We start from the raw sequence: 15,158 nt of genomic DNA, 5'->3' as shown, positions 1-15,158 counted from the left end.
CACCCGCACCCGGGTGGTCCTGCCCTCGGCGGGCTCGGGGCCTGACTGGACTCCGGGGATCGCGGCCTTGATCCCGCCGGCGGTGAGCGCGAGGACCGCGGCCGCGGCCAGCCCGATCAGGGCCTTCACCGGGCCACCCTCAGCCTGCGCCCGCTGGCCGGCAACGGGGATCGCCCGCTGCTCCTCGCGCAGGCCGAGGGAGCGGTGGCTGCTCTCGGGCACGTGCTCGTCGACGTCGAGCCGACCGGCGCCGGCCGGCTGCTCGGGGAGATCCGCGGCGATCTTGGCGGCCAGGTCCCGAAGCGGCGGGGTCTTCTCGATGCGGCGGGTGGCCAGCAGCACCGTGGTGTGGTCCCGCTCGAAGTGCCGGGCGATCGTGGGCAGGCTGTGCCCGTGGATCCGGGCGGCCGCCATGGCCACGGCCCGGGCATCCGCGGCCGCCCGGCTCCGGTCCGTACCCAGGAGGACCTCCGGGGTGGTGTTGAAGGCATCCGCGGCCGCCACCACGGCGTGCTCGACCGGGCCATCGGGCTCGAACGTCGAGGACGGCGGCCGCTGGGGGAGGTCGACCACGTTCTCCTCGGCCCGTACTGATCGGGGGAGACGGGCGGTGTAGCGGCTGTTGATGTGCTCGCTCACCCTGGCCGCGGCGTCGGCGAGCCGGGGCCGCTCGGCGGTGCGGCGGACCGCGTGGATCACCGAGCCGTGGTCCTTGTTGAAGTGCTCGGCGATCGCCGGCAGGGACAAGCCGGTCTCACGGGCGGCCGTCATGGCCACCGCCCGGGCATCGCTGACTGGCCGGCTGCGCTCGGCGCTGAGGATCGCCTCCGGGGTGGTGCCGAACATCGGAGCGGCGGCGTTGATGGCCAGGCTCGCACACCGCGGCCGGGCCTGTTGCCGAGGACGCCGGCGCGCTCTGGTCGACCTGGGCGGCCAGCACCGTGACCAGCGAGCGCAAGCTGCTCGGCGTCCAGCGGTGCGATCAGGCCGGCGACCTGGTCGTGTTCGCCGCGGCCCGCGGCATCGAGGATGAGTCCGGCGAGCCTGGCGGCCGCCCTGGTCGAGATCCATGAGCGTTCTCCCGCCTACCGTGCCGGCGATCCGTAAGCCGGGGCCGCTGCTTGGCGAGGCACCCGGGCGCGGCCTTGTTCGGCCATCCGCCGGCGGGCGTTGTCGGTGATCTCGGTGGCGATGCCGGCCGACTGCCGGGCGCTGGCCGCGGCGTGGTCGACGACGTTCTCGAGCAGGCGCACGTCTTCGTCGGCGCGGCCCAGGCTCCTTGCCCGCGGTCGCGATGCTCCGCTCGAGGGTGACCGGTTCCAGCAGCGACGGCGGGGTCACTTGCTGAGCCGCGAGGTGGGCGTTGTCGACGTGCTGAGCGGCCAACCGGGCGATCGGCTTGGCCAGGTCGACCATCTCGCCCATGACGGCGAGGCGGGGCTTCAACTGGGTGACCCCGACGACGAGCTCGGGATAGGCTGGTGTCGACGTCGCGGAGGGCGTCGTGGGCATTTCCGATCGCCTGAGATGCACGCTTCAGGTGCCCGGTGAGGCTCTTCGGCCATTTCGGCGTGGTCGCTGCAGCGCCGCTCGAGGCGGTTCAAGTGCTCACTGGCGGTCTCCAGGTAGTAGCCGCCGCGTTCACTGAGAAGGGCCTTCGCAGAGTCGAGACTCGGCATCATCGAGCACCCGGATCGCGGAGTTGATCGTGGTGTGCAGACTCGTCGACGACGGCGCGAGCTTTTCCTACGGCCTGCTCGGCCATGAAGACGGCATCTGCCGCCTGCAGGGCGGTGTCGGTGTTCATGACGGCTCACCGCCTCCCGTGGTTGACGGGGGCATGCTGCTCGCCGCCGCGAGGACCTCACGGAGGCGATCAAGCGCGGCCAGGGCCTGCTCGAGGTGGTCGCGGGCCTCCTGGACCGGGTAGCGGTCGGCCGCAGCGGAGGGAGAATCGGTGGACGTTCTCATGGCCAGGCTCCTTGGTGGATCGAGGTCATCTCTCAGTCACCAAAGGAAGGTCTGCCCGCCGGGGCGATCACGCGACGCGAAGAAATCTCGCGGCCGCCTCAGGCTGGGCCGGGTCAGAGGCTGGTCCCAAGGCATCGACTCCAGCCCCCGCAACTGCCGGCCGTCGACGCCCTGGCTGATGACGTGCGGGGTGGCCTTGCGTGCGGCGTCGAGGTGCTTGTGCAGGTCGACCGCAAGGCCCCGGGCCTCCTCCAGGTGGAGCCGCGGAACGCCGATCGCAAGCGCCGGGTCCAACTCGTCGGTCATCGCGTCCATGCTGAGCACCTGGTGAGCCAGGGCCTGCTCGAGTGCGCTGGACAGGCTGCGAGACGGCCTGCGGGAGCGCGGCCGCGAGGTCGGCGAACTCCGCCAGCCTGGTCGGAGGTCTCGGACGGGATCTGGCCCCGGTCCCACATCGTTGCGCGGTTGAAGCCGTAGACGTGCTCGCGGGCCGCCGTCGCGTGCCCGTCTGCTGCGAGCCTGGTGATTGTCGTCCACCAGATGCCCTTCCTGCCGAGAGGTAGATCTCGAGTCTCGCGGACCTCGCCGCCGACGCGCGCCCCGGCGGCGAGGCTGTGGACAGCCGGGGACAGGGGTGACCTCCGCGCCCTGCGAGACGGGAGACTGAGCAGCCAGGGACGACCAGGCGGCTCTGATCGCGCGGCGGGTAGCGCTCGCCGCCGCGGCCTGGTCCAACGCTCCGGCTGATGTCGAGGCCTACCGCCGGTTCGCTGCAGCGGTGGGCGGCGTGGCACGCCTACGCCTCGCCGCAGTTCGAGGACAGCGAGGTCGGCGAATGCTCGATGACCTGGCCGAGGTCGCGCACCGATGCCGTTGGGCGAGGGTCGCCGAGCTTGAGGCGGTTCTGCGTCGTCAGGCTCGTCGACTGGTGGAACCTGTAGGAAGGAGGCCCGGAGGACCGGCGGATGCGACCGAGCAACCCGCGGCCGCCGGTGTTGGTCCGGCGGCCCTGGGAGTTGCTTCCGCTACTGGTCGGAGCCGGGGAGTGCCTGTCGCTCGGCCGACGCGAGCGCGGCGTCGGGACCCCAGTGGCTGCTGGCGGCGTGTTCGCGCAGGTAGTCCCGCAGGCCGGGGAGGGTGAAGTCCACCAGACCGTGGCCGCGGGGCTCGATCACCTCAGCAGCGATCAGGCGCAGCCGGTACTGCCCGGCGTAGGTGGCGTCGACGCCGAGTCGGGTAGCGATGCCGGCCATGCGGCTCGGGCCGTCGTCGTGGGCCATGGCGGCGAGGAAGGAGCGGTCGACGTCGGAGAGGTCGGCCAGGGCGCTGGCGTGGACGAGCCTGGCCGACCTTGCGCCGGGCCTGGTCGACGCCGCGACGGGCCTGGTGGACGTCGATGGTGGCCGCGGTGCTGTCGGCCCGCCAGGCGTGCAGTCCGACGAGCCTGGATCATGAACGGGTATCCGCCGGTGCCGGCCACGGCGGTCTGCAGTGCTTCGGGCGTGATATCTCGTCCGGCTTCCCGAATGGGCACGGCGATCGCCGCGGCGACCTCCTCGGGCCGAACGGTGCGGAGGTGGCGCCGGTCGGCGCGGCGCAGGAATGTGGAGACCTCATCGGAGAGCAGGTCGTCGACAGCCGAGGGCAGGCCGGCACCCACGAAGGCGACGTTGCGGCGCTCACGGAAGGCGTGTTGGATCGTGGTCCCGAGCTCGCGGAGATCGTTCATGCCCTTGCGGTGGACCTCGTCGACGGTGATGAGGACCCCGCTGCCGCCCCGTTCGGTCAGGAGGTCGGTCAACAGGTTCAGTTGGGACCGCAGACCCGGCCGAGGGGTGTGCCGCTCGGAAACCTCCCGATCGGCGCCGAATCCGCCTGGCAGGGAGACGCCGGTGAGGCGCGACCCGGTCTGGCGGTGGTCGATCTCGCTGAGGAGGCGCGGTAGGTGCTCGTGGGTGATTCGATCGATGAGGTTCGGGGTAGCGGTCTCGGAGATCACCAGCCAGCCCTCCTCGCCGGCGACGTCCTCGTAGGCATTGAGCATGACCGTCTTGCCAGTACCCCGCAGCCCGGTAACCAAGGTGGCACGCTCGGGCGAGCCCGGGCCCTCTCGCAGCCCCTCGCGGAAGTCGGCCAGGTCGCCATCGCGGCCGACCAGCAGCGGCGGACTTGTCCCGAACGTCGGGGTGAAGGGGTTCATGTCACACACCGTATCAATCTCTTTAAATCTTTTAAATATCGCTTTGGGGCCTTTAGCGCTCTTTCAATCCTTTAAATCTCGCGTGTGCGCGACCTGTCTGAGCGGGGCAGCCTGGGCCCGGAGGCGCCGCGGGGGCGAGCCGAGCGCCGGCGGCGTGCGGCTTCGTCGGGGCTCTCGGTCGGAGGGCCGGCCTCTTGAATGTCGAGATCCGCGAGGCCTGCCGATGCGCCTGGACGGGCGGCTTGGCTTAACGGTTCGGCCAGGTCCTCAACGTCCGCTTCCAGGACGCGCTTGAGGAGGTCGGCGATGCTCGCGGGAGTGCCGTTGCACTCGGCCACTAGCGCCTCGGCCAGTTGGTCAAGGGCGGCGTTGCCGCGGGCGGTGAAGGTGATGACTCCGGGGACTGGGTTCTCGGCTGGGGGTGTGCTCATGGTCCACCTCGCTTTCTGGCCACCTACGTGCACAGGCGGGGCGGGAGCGATCAACTCGCGACGACTCGGTCGCGTTCGACCCGAAGGGCGATGATCCGCCACCCCTAGGAACGCGCCGACGAGCGGCCTCGAGCGCCTGGTGGTGGTCGACGTCCTCGACGATCAGTTCGTCTCGGCCGAGCGTGTAGCCGCCGCGGGTGGTCGGGCGGAATCTCCCGCACCGTGGCGTGCAGGGTCAGCCGCTGTTCGACGGCGTCGGTCACGGGGTCTGACTAGGCCGCAGGCTCGTGGTGATCGCGCCAGGCCTGGTCGCCGTCGTCGAACTCGACCGTCCACTCGTCGACGGCGGTCCGCTCGACGATCGTGGCTGGCACCCAGGCGGTCGGAGCGTCGCGGTGGAGGCCGCCGAGAACCTCGACTCGCGAGCCATCGGGGAAGGGGTTGTGGGACCCCAGGTACTCGCTGACGGTCTCCTCCAGCGGAGTGGCGCCGCCCTGGGGTGCGGCGTTGACCCACTGCTCCATCGGGTCCTCCCGTGCCCACCGAAGTGCGTGGCCGGCGACGAAGTTCGCCTCAGTTGACACGGCCGGTCGCCTCGCCCTCGCAGTACAGCGTGCTGGCCCGCTCGTGGCTCATGCGGCCGTTAGGGTCGGTGCCCTCGGTCCACAGTTGCTGACGGTAGTGACCCTCATCCTCGGGCTCGGATCCGACGTAGCCGGGATCGGTTCCGGGGGAGGTGGCCGAGATGCCGCGCTCGCCTTTCACGGTGGCGTCCAAGGAGAAGGTCAATGCCCGTGGGTAGTGTCGGCGCACCCAGGTCTCGGCCCGGCTCCAGACGACGTCGTAGGCGTCCTCATCACCGCGGCCGTCATTGGCCTCGACGGCCGCCCGGTATGCCTGCCAGATGTCGTAGGCCTCGCGGTCCTTCTCCCGGTTCTCGATGAGCACCGGGAGGCACCCGCACTCTTCGCCCGCGTCATGGTGGTAGCCGATGCAGCGGTCGTCGTCGCAGCCGCACTCGTCGCCGCGCCACTCGGTCTCCGGCACCCAGCGAGGGTTGCCCGCCTCGTCAGTGTCTTCCTTGAGCCAGCCTCCGTAAGCGATCCAGTCACGCATGGTGATCCCCGCGTCCGCGAGGATGCTGCGAGCTTGGCAGTTGAGCCTTCGTCATCAGTCGGCCTTCGGGTCCGAGGGGGCAGGAACGATCTGGCTGACTGTTCCGACATTGACCGGGCCCCCCTACGGCGGCGCCCGACGGCGTGGCCGACCCATGCATCAGAACTGGGTCATCTTGGCGCGGACGACTCCGCCGGCGGCGGTCGCAACCAGGCATCAGCCCCACAGCGGCTGCTAGCGGGCACGATGAACTGCTAGCCCATGCTGCGGAAGGTGTCGTAGGCATGCCCGATCTCGACCAGGCTCGGCGCGCTGCTGCGGCAGCCATCTGCTAAGCGATCGGGGCGCTCCAGAGGCGACGGGTATTGGGGCGAAGCGTTTTGGGATGGGTTGCTCATCGTGTCGTCCTCCCGAGGTGCGGCTTGCTCGGTCGACGTCGCCGACCAAACCAAGGAACTCTCAGCACAGTAGGTATGGGCGTAGACCCAAATCGGGTTATCCACAGGGTCAATTGGGGCGTCATCGACGGGGTGCGGAAATCTCTCCTGCGAGCCCAGGCGCCGCCCGCCGTGGGGAGCGCACGGGGTCCGGGACGAAGGACTCGTCGAGGTGCTCGGGCTCAGCGGACGTCCTGGCGGCGTGGGTCATGACATCGGTGATGACGTCTTGGGCGTTGGTCACGGCGCTGGCCTGGCCGAGGCGGATCAGGCTGGTTGACGCCGGTGGAGGCGACACTGCTGACCGGGCCGGGGACGCCCATGAGGGGTCGGTGCAGGTTGCTGGTCCAGTGGGCGGTGTTGAGCGTCCCGCTGCGCATGGCTCCCTCGACGACCACGGTGCCCTCGGCGAGGCCGGCGACGACCCTGTTCCTGGCCAGGAAGCGGGTCCGCGTGGGTCCAGCGCCCGGAGGTGCCTCCGAGACGACCAGGCCACTCTCGGCGATCGCCTCGAGCAGGCTGAGCGTGGGCCACCGGATAGGGCCGGTCGACGCCGCCAGGCAGGACGGCGACGGTCGGGCCACCGGCGCTGAGGGCGCCGCGATGGGCGGCGTAGTCGACCCCGTACGCGAGGCCGCTGATGACGGTGTGCCCCATGCTGGCGAGGTCGCAGCCGACTCGGTGGCCTGCTCGGTGCCGTAGCTGGTGGCGGCCCGGGAGCCGACGACGGCCACCGAGTTGCCGGCGAGCCTGGCGCAGGTCGTGCGGTCCGCGGACCCACAGGCCGACAGGCTCGCCGCCGCGCTCGTACAGGGCGCCGGCGTTGCGGAGCGCGCCGAGCTCGGCGGGCCACTCGGCGTCGCCGGGGACGATGAAGCGGATGCCCTGGGCGGCTGCCTGCTCGAGGACCTCGGCGGGGTCGACGCGGCCGAGCCTCCTGGGCGAGCGCGAATCCCCAGTGAGACTCGACGTCGGCGGCCGCCTCGAGGTAGCCGAGGACCTTGTCGGCTCCGAGTCTCGCTGACCAGTCCGGTGACGCGGAGATCTCCGGGTTCGATGGTCCGGCTGAGGGTGACGCGGGCGAGCCGGTCAGTGTCGTCGACGGCGGAGCGCGTGGTCATGCCTGCCCTCCCCACAGCAGACTCGAGGTCGGGGTCGTGAATGACGTCGAGGCGCTTGTCGGGGGCGTAGGCCGCGGGCTCGGGCACCACCAGGCGACGCAGGCTGGCGCTCGGTAGCGCTCGGCTGGGCTGCCACCTTGTTGGGGTCGATCGAGCCGGTCTCGTCGTAGGCTCATCGCGGTCCCCTCAGCGGCCCGGGGCGGGGCGGGCGGTGGCGGGCTGGGTGCGCGGCACATCGCGCTGGTGCTCGGGAGGCTTGGGCACGAAGGACTCGTCGAGTCTCGCTGGCGAGGTCCCGCATCTGGGTCTGATACCGCTGCCACTCGCGAGGGTGGATGCCGTTCTGCAGGGCCGAGGCGACGATGGCGGCCATGGAGTAGGGCCGGTCGGCGGGCACCTGGTCGAGCGCACACCAGGCCTTGGCGCCGTCGCCGTGCAGCCAGCTGGCGAAGCCGAGCATGGAGGCCGGCGCCGCGCGGACCTCGCCAGGGGCGCGGCGGGTGAGGTCGTTCCAGAGCGCCATGTGGGAGGTGTGGTTCTCCCTGGTCATGTCCTCCCACAGCGCGTCGCGGGTGCCGATCGTCTCCATGGCGACGAGCATCCGGGCGCCGTCGACGTCAGAGAGCCTGGTTGCCGTCGGTGTGGAACTGCCCGAGGCGGTCCAAGGCCCAGTCCCGCTCCGCGGCCGGCGAGCCTGGCCGCGGCTTCTGCTCGAGCCGCGGGGATCGAACCGGCGATCGGCTCGCGGTCGCCGACCACGGAGGCCGCCAGTGAGGCCCGGCTCGAGGCCGGCTGGGCGGCACCGGAGAGCACGGTCGCGGCCGCGATCCGCTCCGCGGTCGCCTGGGTCTGCAGACCGGTGAAGCCGGTGTTGAACTCACGCCACCGCTCCCCGTCGGCCCACAGCCGGATCTGGGTGGTGATGCCCACGGTCTCGAGTCGGTTGGACAGGTGCTGGCTGGCCAGGCTCCGCGCTGCGGCGGTCCTCGGTGAAGCAGAGGATCCCCAGCCGAGCTCCGGGGCGGGCGTGGCGACCGTACGGGCCGCTGATCGCGTCCCAGACCCCCTCGCGGGCAGCCGCGCTGGTCGGCAGGTCGACGCGCGTGATCGGGAGCCCGGGCCCGAACGGGACCAGGACGACCGACTCCTCAGGCTTGAAGCCGAGGACATGCGGGACGGCGGCGAGCAGACTCGTCCGGGGACTGTACGACGAGATCCATCGAAACCCTCCCCGCGCCTCAGGCTGGCCTGGGCCGGGCGGGCGGCGCGCTCGACGCGCGCGGAGACGTACTTGAGCGAGACGCCGACCTCGCCGAAGCGGCTGTCAACGACCACGACGTCCAAGGTGTGCTTCTCGCCGGTCTCCTTGTCCGCCCAGGCTCTCGGTGCGCTCGAGGCCGTGGACAACGCCATGAGAGAGGATCGGGTCGCCGGATCCGCAGCTTGTCGTGCACGTGCGTGGCGGCCGAGCCGAAGATCTTGACGTTGTGGGCGGTGGGCTCGTCGTTGACCCACTCCCCCGTGTCGTTGTTCTGCACGCGCCGGTTGACCAGGACCCGGCAGCTAACGAACGGCTTGTTCTCGCGGACGAAGAGCAGACTCAGGAGCCTCGGCCGAGGTGACGAACGGGTTGCCGGCGAAGGTGACGGTGGTGGACATGACTTCCTCCAGATGGATGACCGGGTGACGGCGAGACGTCGGAATCGGTCCCGCAGTCACCTAGGTCCCATCGGGGTCCCGCAGCGATCACCTGGGCCGAACTTGTTCGGATCCACTCGTGCTCGCCGGGGAGCCTGCTCGCCAGGGCACAGCGAGGGCGCAAAGAAGCGCCCCGAGCGGCTCTCGGGTACCGGATCGGGGCGCTGAGGAGGACACTAGGCAAAGGGGCCGACACAACTGCGCCGTACAAACTGGGTCGGCCGCCAGTTGGGCCTACCGTGCGGGCCGGCGTCGCGGAGGTCGATTGCTGAGCTTCTGCGGGGGCGGAGGCAGGTCGCGGCCGAGCCGCCGGCGGGATTCCTCGCCTGCGGCGATCACTGCTTCCTGGGCGAACGCGGAGCGGGCGAGCATCCGGCCGAGCTCCTGGCGGTCGGCCACGAGCGCGTCTTCGACCGCCTCGATGGTGGAGGCTGGCAGGTCGTGCTTCTTGTTGAAGGCTCTTGCGGGTCACGCTGACCAGGGCGGGATGGGTCTCGCCGGCGGCCGCGAGACTCGGCGCGCTGCTGGGGTGAGCGCTTGGCGTGCAGGCTCGAGCGCCTGGGCGAGCCAGCCGACGAACGATCCGGGCGAGTCGGGGTCGGTGTCCAGGTCGGCGACGTAGGCCGATCGGGCGAGGTCCCACACGCCGGGCTTCCAGTAGATGCCGACCGGCGTCGTGGTCTGGCTCGTCATGCCGCCACTCCCCTGTGCCGGCGCCAGCCTGCCGCACCTGGCGCCGGCACTAACACCAACGCCGCTGCATTCCCGGGCGGGGCCGTGTGCAGCCGTTCCCACTCTCGCTCGATTCCTTCCGTCCAGACAGCCACGAAGGGTGCAGCTGCGCCGCGCCGCCGCAGCGGAGTCCGCGTCCGTACGAGCGGGGTTTCCCCACCCTCCGGACGTGCCCACCTTTCCACAGGTTCGCGCTGCGAGCCGGTAGGCGTCGGCCCCCGTTGGGAGACTTGGTCCTGTCAGTTCTTTCTATTCTACTCACGGAGGACAGCAGCATGACCGACACCATCCAGACCGACGCCGTCACCACCACCGAGGGCACCGACGCCGCCCCGGCTGAGGAGTTCCTGCACCTGGACCCCGCCGACATCATCATCGGCACCAACGTCCGCGCCGACCTGCGACCCGACCACAAGGAGTTCCGCAAGTCGATCAAGGAGCGCGGTGTCATCGAGGCCGTCACGGTCTACCGCAACGAGGACGGCCAGTACGTCCTGCTGCGCGGCCAGCGCCGCACCGTGACCGCCGCCGAGGTCGGCACCCCGACCGGCCTCATCCCGGCGCGGGTCGTCCCCCAGCCCGCCGAGGCCGACCGGATCGGTGACCAGATGGTCGAGAACATCCACCGGGCCCAGATGCGCGAGACCGAGATCGTCGCGGGCGTGGAGCAGTTGGCCCTGCTCGGCGTGAGCGCTGCGCAGATCGCCAAGCGCACCAGCATCGACCGCCCGATCGTGAACGCCGCCCTGGCGGTCACCAAGGCCGACCAGACCCGCAACCGTCTCGACTACGGCGACCTGACCTTGGAGGAAGCCGCGATCTTCGCCGAGTTCGAGCACGACCCCGAGGCCGTGGAGCGACTGGAGTACGCCAAGCGATTCCGCCGCTCCCTGACGCACGAGGCCCAGCAGCCTGCGCGACGAGGCCGCAGAGCGCGAGGCCGACGCCGCCGAGGTCGAGCGGCTGCGCGCCGAGGGCCTGCCGGTGCTGACCGCCGAGGAGGTCGCGGAGGCTGACGAGGTGCTGCGCATCGAGCGTCTGGTCACCGCCGAGGGCGAGCCGGTGCCCGAGGAGGAGTGGCCCAACGTCCCCGGCGCTCGCGTCCACGTCGTCAAGGAGTGGGTCTACCCCGAGGACGAGTACGACGAGAGCGAGGAGGGCACCGACGACGAGGACCGTGAGGACGAGGACTACGAGCCCGCCGAGCCCTACCAGCAGTACGTGCCGGTGTGGGTCGTCACCGACCTCGACGCCTCCGGCCTGCGCCGTCGCGGCGGCGTCAGTGGCAGCGCCAGCACCGCCGACGAGGACGCGGGCGAGAGCGAGGAGGAGGCCGAGGCCCGCCGCGAGGAGCGCCGCCGCGTGATCGCCAACAACAAGGCGTGGGCCAGCGCGGAGACGGTGCGCCGCGAGTGGCTGGCCGGGTTCGTCGCGCGCAAGACGGCCCCGAAGGGAGCCGAGGCCCTGATCTGCGAGGCCATCGTCACCGGCCACCACTCGCTGAGCAAGGCCATGGACCACCGGCACCCGATGCTCTTCACGATGCTCGGCATCCCGGCCCCGTCCGGCTACTACGGCGCGGGCCACGACGAGTGCCGCAAGATCGCGACCAAGGCGACCACCCCGAAGGCCGCGACCATGACCACGCTCGCCGCCGTCGTCGCCGCTTGGGAGGCGACCACCGGCAAGCACTCCTGGCGCAACCCGAGCGCGTGGGACGCCCGCGTGCTCGGCGCGCTCGTGGAGTGGGGCTACCAGCCCAGCGAGGTCGAGCGCATCCTGCTCGGCGAGGAGCCACAGCCGAGCACCGGCAGCGACGAGCCGGACGCCGACGCCGAGGACGAGGACGAGGCCAACGCCGACGAGGCCAACGACAGCGCCGCCTGACCTTCTCCCCTCCCCACTGAGGGCGGTTCTACCTGTGGAGAACCGCCCTCAGTGGAATAGAAACCATAGAATGAACTCAATTCGTTTGATCCGCTACCCGGGAGGACCCCGACATGTCACACGAGATCGAGACCCACGGCACGCAGGCCGCCGCCGTCTTCGCCCGCAATGACGCCTGGCACCGACTGGGCACCACGGTCCGCGACCGCGCGTTCACCGCCGAGGAGGCCATGACGCTCGGCCACCTGGGCGGCTGGGACGTACGCAAGTTGCCGCTCACCACCGCCGAGGTCAGCGAGGGCGGCGTCACGCCCATCGAGGTCCCCGGCTTCGCCACGGTGCGCACCAACCCGTTCACCGGAGCGCCCGAGGCGCTCGGCGTTGTCGGCGGCGGCTACACCCCGCTGCAGAACGAGGACCACGCCGAGTTCCTGAACCTGCTGGCCGACGAGTCCGGCGCGATCTTCGACACCGCCGGGTCGCTGCGCGGAGGTCGGCAGGTGTTCATCACGATGCAGACTGCCGGACTCGCTCACGGTCGGCGGCACCGACCGCGTCGACCTCAACATCGCCGCGCTCAACAGCCACGACGGGTCCAGCGCGTTCCGCATCCTCGTCACCCCGGTCCGCGTAGTGTGCGCGAACACCCAGAGCGCCGCGCTGCGCAACCACGAGTCGTCGTTCTCGATCCGCCACACCCGCAACGCCAAGGCCGCCGTCCAGGCCGCCCGCGACGCGCTCGGGCTGACATTCACCTACGTCGACGCGTTCCAGGTCGAGGCCGAGCGGCTGATCCAGCAGACCATGACCGACGCCGCGTTCGACGCCCTGATCGACGCCACCTTTGGCAAGGCCGAGGCCAGCGCCACCAAGCGCGTCCGTGAGACCGAGCGCCGCCGCCGCTCCCGGCTGCACTGGCTCTTCGCCGACGCCGAGACCCAGGCCGGCATCCGCGACACCGCGTGGGCCGGCTACCAGGCCGTGGCCGAGTACGTCGACCACTACGCCCCGGTCCGCACCAAGGGCGACGAGGCCGCCGCCCGCGCCGCCCGCGTGCTCACCAGCGACGACCCCGACCGGATCAAGCGCCGCGCCTGGACCGCGCTGGCCCCGGCCTGACCGTCCGTCCCGCAAGTCCTCCGGTGGCGGGCTGAGACCCCGAGTCCGGCCCGCCACCGGCCCAACCCAAGGAGGAGCCATGACCGACACCACCACCCACCCCGCCCTCGCCACCGAACAAGTCCGCGCATGGGATCTCCGGCCCACCGACACGCTTGTCGACCCCGACACCGGCATCGCGTTCCCCATCACCACAGTCACCGTGGATGAGCCCGGCCGCGCGGGACGCAACGTGCATATCTCAGCCCTGGTCCTTGGTGCCCGCATCCTGCCGCTCAACCAGTTCGTCACCATCGCGAAGCGGGACAACACTCCGACTGTCACTGACGCCGACGTCCAGGCCAGCGCCGCCAAGGACCGGCACACCCTCAGCGAGACGGCATGCGACCTGATCGCAATCGAGCACCGGCTGCGCGACGTGCGCCGCTGGACCACCGAGACCGCCCGCGTCCACCTGGACGCGGCCCTGTCCAGCGTCGCCACGGCGCTGGATGCCCTGCACGCCGAGTACGCCCACCGCACCACCACCGAACAGGAGCAGTGATGTCCGAGCAGACCCAGCCGGAGCCGACCGGCACCGTGATCAGCGAGCGCGACCAGCGCCGCATCCTCGCCGCCATGATGGCGATGCCGTACGCCGCCAGCAGCCGCGTCCCGAAGCCGTGGACCGCGATGCGCGAGACCGTCACCGCCGATGCCGTCGTGGCGTTCCTCGACGGCCTCGCCGGGGTCCTGACCGAGGTCGGAGCCGAGAGCGACATCCACCGCCGTCACCTGTTCTCCCTCGAGGCCGACATCGAGGCGTTCCGCCGCCTCATCGGCACCGCGCCCGCCGAGGTGACCCCGTGAGCGCGCACATCGAGTGGCTGGCCGCCCGCGAGACCAGCGTCCAGGTGTTCACCCCCGGCGAGGACTGGATCGGTGCCGGGGAGCACCGCCAGCCCGTCCTGACTCTCGCCGGTGACGACGTGGTCGCGATCCAGGGCACGCCCGCCGAGTTGCGCGCGCTGGCCGCCCGGATCACCGCCGTGGCCACCGCCGCGTCGGGTCGGCTCGACCTCGCGGCCGCACGGCAGGACCAGCCCGCATGAGCGACGACGCCAGCCTCCGCGCTCTGGAAGCGCGCGCGACCCCGGACCCTGAACTCCGTACGGCGACAAGATCCGCGCCACCGCCGCCGACGCCCTGATCCCGGACAACATCCTCGTCGCCTACGCCGGTGCTCGCTGGCAGCGGCTCGGGATCAAGCAGTACCCACGCGGGGGCGACGTTCCCGAGCACGCGCCCGACGTGGAGTTCATGGCCGCTGCTCGCACCGCGCTGCCGGACCGGCTCGACCGGCTCGACCGCATCCGCGCTCTTCACGCCAAGTGGGGCGAGCAGTCGCCCGAGGACGCGGACGGCTACCTCGACCTGTGGGAGACGCTCGGTCGCCTCCTCGACGGCGAGCCCGCCTGACCAACAACCGCAAGGCCGCCCACACCATCGGTGCGGGCGGCCTTCTGCGTCCGGCTGGTCACCACAGGGTCAGTTGCTCGCCCAGCAGGCTCCTGGAGCCGCGCGAGGTCGTCTGCTACGAGTTCGCGGGTCCTCACGCGCCAGGTCGCGCAGTTCCCGCGCCCGCCGACGCGGGCCGCGCGGGTCGGCCAGCGGGCTGTAGGGCAGCCGCCGTTGGACGGCCCACTCCTGCCGGTTCTTGCGTGCCGTCGAGACCACGACGTGTTCCGGCGCGATCCGCTGGCACAGCGGGTTGTGACAGCGATGCCCGAGCAGCCGCGCCTCTTCCAGCGCGTCCACGCCGTGCATGATCGCGTACGCGAACCGGTGGGCGATGATCACCCGACCCGGCGCGTACCAGAACCGGCCATGACCACCGCCCTCGGTGCGCTCCCGCTCGGACCGACCCGAGACGGCCCCGGTCCACCACAGGCACTCACTGCCCGGCACCGTGGCGACCTTCGCCCGGTACCGCGCGAGCACCGCAGGATCAGCGAGCGCCGCCGCGACCGCCGCGAGGCCGGCGTCATCAAGCCGCCGAACCGGCACCCGCTCCCCCGCTCCCGGCCTCCACGTCCGGCTCCCGCTCGGCGGCCGCGCCGCCCTCGGTCTCCGCGCTGCCGTCCGGTGCGGCCAGCCGCCGCAGTCGCGTCGCCTCCCGCACGGTGATCGTCTCGCCGCACCACTCGACCACCTCGCCCAGGGACAGCCCCTCGACCTCGGTCAACTCCCGCAGCGCATCCCCGGCGCGCTTCTCGGTCTCGGCCACCGCCGCGTCCCGCTGGCCGATCGCCACCATGACCTGTTCGGCCAGGTCGACCACCCGGCGCTCGCGCTCCTCACGCTCGCGCCGCCTCTTGTCGGCCATCTCCCGCGCCGTACGCCGCGCCTGCTGCTTGATCGTCTGCTGACTCATCGGTCCTCACTCCGTGTCGACATGGACTCTGAC

Annotated in this window: 22 protein-coding genes and 3 pseudogenes; 10 read left to right on the top strand and 15 right to left on the bottom strand. The window is 71.3% G+C overall.

What is annotated here, in order from left to right; genetic code table 11:
* Positions 1 to 330 precede the first annotated feature (330 nt).
* The 5 genes and pseudogenes from G5V59_RS24885 to G5V59_RS24865 form a co-directional block, all read right to left on the bottom strand.
* A pseudogene (locus tag G5V59_RS24885) lies at positions 331 to 1,071 on the bottom strand (helix-turn-helix domain-containing protein); the annotation flags it as partial.
* Positions 1,072 to 1,678: 607 nt separating this feature from the next.
* Positions 1,679 to 1,807 (bottom strand): hypothetical protein, encoded by a 129-nt coding sequence (locus G5V59_RS24880; protein WP_278258277.1) that lies wholly within the window; start codon positions 1,805 to 1,807, stop codon positions 1,679 to 1,681.
* 200 nt (positions 1,808 to 2,007) lie between these two features.
* Positions 2,008 to 2,286, bottom strand: a complete 279-nt coding sequence (locus G5V59_RS24875; protein ID WP_278258276.1) for a hypothetical protein — start codon at positions 2,284 to 2,286, stop codon at positions 2,008 to 2,010.
* Positions 2,274 to 2,426: a hypothetical protein gene (locus G5V59_RS24870; RefSeq protein ID WP_278258275.1), complete on the bottom strand. Its 153-nt coding sequence runs from the start codon at positions 2,424 to 2,426 to the stop codon at positions 2,274 to 2,276. The genes G5V59_RS24875 and G5V59_RS24870 overlap by 13 nt, the downstream gene beginning before the upstream one ends.
* A 570-nt stretch (positions 2,427 to 2,996) precedes the next feature.
* Positions 2,997 to 3,251 carry a hypothetical protein gene (locus G5V59_RS24865; RefSeq protein ID WP_278258274.1) on the bottom strand — a complete coding sequence of 85 codons (255 nt, stop codon included), beginning with the start codon at positions 3,249 to 3,251 and terminating at the stop codon, positions 2,997 to 2,999.
* On the opposite strand from G5V59_RS24865, the gene G5V59_RS24860 reads away from it, so the two are divergent.
* Together G5V59_RS24860 and G5V59_RS24855 are read left to right on the top strand one after the other, a co-directional pair.
* Positions 3,250 to 3,426: a hypothetical protein gene (locus G5V59_RS24860; protein ID WP_278258273.1), complete on the top strand. Its 177-nt coding sequence runs from the start codon at positions 3,250 to 3,252 to the stop codon at positions 3,424 to 3,426. The two genes, G5V59_RS24865 and G5V59_RS24860, sit on opposite strands and share 2 nt — an antisense overlap.
* Positions 3,368 to 3,916, top strand: coding sequence for a hypothetical protein (locus tag G5V59_RS24855; protein WP_278258272.1), 549 nt, complete (start codon positions 3,368 to 3,370; stop codon positions 3,914 to 3,916). Before G5V59_RS24860 ends, G5V59_RS24855 begins: the two co-directional genes overlap by 59 nt.
* A gap of 790 nt (positions 3,917 to 4,706) precedes the next feature.
* On the opposite strand, the gene G5V59_RS24850 is transcribed toward G5V59_RS24855, so the two are convergent.
* From G5V59_RS24850 to G5V59_RS24815, 8 genes and pseudogenes are all read right to left on the bottom strand, one after another.
* Positions 4,707 to 4,865, bottom strand: a complete 159-nt coding sequence (locus tag G5V59_RS24850; protein WP_278258271.1) for a hypothetical protein — start codon at positions 4,863 to 4,865, stop codon at positions 4,707 to 4,709.
* A gap of 9 nt (positions 4,866 to 4,874) precedes the next feature.
* On the bottom strand, positions 4,875 to 5,126 hold the full coding sequence (locus tag G5V59_RS24845; RefSeq protein WP_278258270.1) for a tudor domain-containing protein: 252 nt from the start codon (positions 5,124 to 5,126) through the stop codon (positions 4,875 to 4,877).
* 49 nt (positions 5,127 to 5,175) lie between these two features.
* Complete coding sequence (locus G5V59_RS24840; protein WP_278258269.1) at positions 5,176 to 5,718, bottom strand: hypothetical protein; 543 nt, start codon at positions 5,716 to 5,718, stop codon at positions 5,176 to 5,178.
* A 619-nt stretch (positions 5,719 to 6,337) separates the two neighbouring features.
* Positions 6,338 to 7,366 carry a DNA-processing protein DprA gene (locus tag G5V59_RS24835; protein ID WP_278258268.1) on the bottom strand — a complete coding sequence of 343 codons (1,029 nt, stop codon included), beginning with the start codon at positions 7,364 to 7,366 and terminating at the stop codon, positions 6,338 to 6,340.
* An 82-nt stretch (positions 7,367 to 7,448) separates the two neighbouring features.
* Positions 7,449 to 8,069: pseudogene (locus G5V59_RS24830) on the bottom strand (DUF4192 family protein); the annotation flags it as partial.
* Positions 8,070 to 8,514: 445 nt separating this feature from the next.
* Positions 8,515 to 8,814 carry a hypothetical protein gene (locus G5V59_RS24825; RefSeq protein ID WP_278258267.1) on the bottom strand — a complete coding sequence of 100 codons (300 nt, stop codon included), beginning with the start codon at positions 8,812 to 8,814 and terminating at the stop codon, positions 8,515 to 8,517.
* Between the two features lie 394 nt (positions 8,815 to 9,208).
* Entirely contained in the window at positions 9,209 to 9,373 is a 165-nt protein-coding gene (locus G5V59_RS24820; RefSeq protein WP_278258266.1) for a hypothetical protein, read from the bottom strand.
* Between the two features lie 69 nt (positions 9,374 to 9,442).
* On the bottom strand, positions 9,443 to 9,667 hold the full coding sequence (locus tag G5V59_RS24815; protein WP_278258265.1) for a hypothetical protein: 225 nt from the start codon (positions 9,665 to 9,667) through the stop codon (positions 9,443 to 9,445).
* Between the two features lie 314 nt (positions 9,668 to 9,981).
* On the opposite strand from G5V59_RS24815, the gene G5V59_RS24810 reads away from it, so the two are divergent.
* The 8 genes and pseudogenes from G5V59_RS24810 to G5V59_RS24775 all read left to right on the top strand — a co-directional run bounded on the left by G5V59_RS24810 (position 9,982) and on the right by G5V59_RS24775 (position 14,170).
* Positions 9,982 to 10,722, top strand: a complete 741-nt coding sequence (locus G5V59_RS24810; protein ID WP_278258264.1) for a ParB N-terminal domain-containing protein — start codon at positions 9,982 to 9,984, stop codon at positions 10,720 to 10,722.
* The gene (locus G5V59_RS24805; RefSeq protein ID WP_278258263.1) at positions 10,691 to 11,593 is read left to right on the top strand and encodes a hypothetical protein; all 903 of its coding nucleotides are present in this window, start codon (positions 10,691 to 10,693) and stop codon (positions 11,591 to 11,593) included. The genes G5V59_RS24810 and G5V59_RS24805 overlap by 32 nt, the downstream gene beginning before the upstream one ends.
* A 113-nt stretch (positions 11,594 to 11,706) precedes the next feature.
* Positions 11,707 to 12,063, top strand: a pseudogene (locus tag G5V59_RS24800) (DUF945 domain-containing protein); the annotation flags it as partial.
* 49 nt (positions 12,064 to 12,112) lie between these two features.
* Positions 12,113 to 12,712 carry a DUF932 domain-containing protein gene (locus G5V59_RS24795; RefSeq protein ID WP_341351306.1) on the top strand — a complete coding sequence of 200 codons (600 nt, stop codon included), beginning with the start codon at positions 12,113 to 12,115 and terminating at the stop codon, positions 12,710 to 12,712.
* 79 nt (positions 12,713 to 12,791) lie between these two features.
* Positions 12,792 to 13,256 carry a hypothetical protein gene (locus tag G5V59_RS24790; protein WP_278258262.1) on the top strand — a complete coding sequence of 155 codons (465 nt, stop codon included), beginning with the start codon at positions 12,792 to 12,794 and terminating at the stop codon, positions 13,254 to 13,256.
* Entirely contained in the window at positions 13,256 to 13,561 is a 306-nt protein-coding gene (locus G5V59_RS24785) for a hypothetical protein (protein WP_278258261.1), read from the top strand. Before G5V59_RS24790 ends, G5V59_RS24785 begins: the two co-directional genes overlap by 1 nt.
* The gene (locus G5V59_RS24780; RefSeq protein ID WP_278258260.1) at positions 13,558 to 13,803 is read left to right on the top strand and encodes a hypothetical protein; all 246 of its coding nucleotides are present in this window, start codon (positions 13,558 to 13,560) and stop codon (positions 13,801 to 13,803) included. The genes G5V59_RS24785 and G5V59_RS24780 overlap by 4 nt, the downstream gene beginning before the upstream one ends.
* A 199-nt stretch (positions 13,804 to 14,002) precedes the next feature.
* The gene (locus G5V59_RS24775) at positions 14,003 to 14,170 is read left to right on the top strand and encodes a hypothetical protein (protein ID WP_278258259.1); all 168 of its coding nucleotides are present in this window, start codon (positions 14,003 to 14,005) and stop codon (positions 14,168 to 14,170) included.
* Positions 14,171 to 14,239: 69 nt separating this feature from the next.
* Here G5V59_RS24775 and G5V59_RS24770 read toward each other — a convergent pair whose 3' ends face one another.
* Positions 14,240 to 14,692 (bottom strand): hypothetical protein, encoded by a 453-nt coding sequence (locus G5V59_RS24770; protein WP_278258258.1) that lies wholly within the window; start codon positions 14,690 to 14,692, stop codon positions 14,240 to 14,242.
* A gap of 46 nt (positions 14,693 to 14,738) precedes the next feature.
* The gene (locus G5V59_RS24765) at positions 14,739 to 15,125 is read right to left on the bottom strand and encodes a hypothetical protein (protein ID WP_278258257.1); all 387 of its coding nucleotides are present in this window, start codon (positions 15,123 to 15,125) and stop codon (positions 14,739 to 14,741) included.
* Between the last annotated feature and the right edge of the window lie 33 nt (positions 15,126 to 15,158).

Source organism: Nocardioides convexus (assembly GCF_011090295.1).
This window is presented reverse-complemented; position numbering and strand designations above follow the sequence as displayed.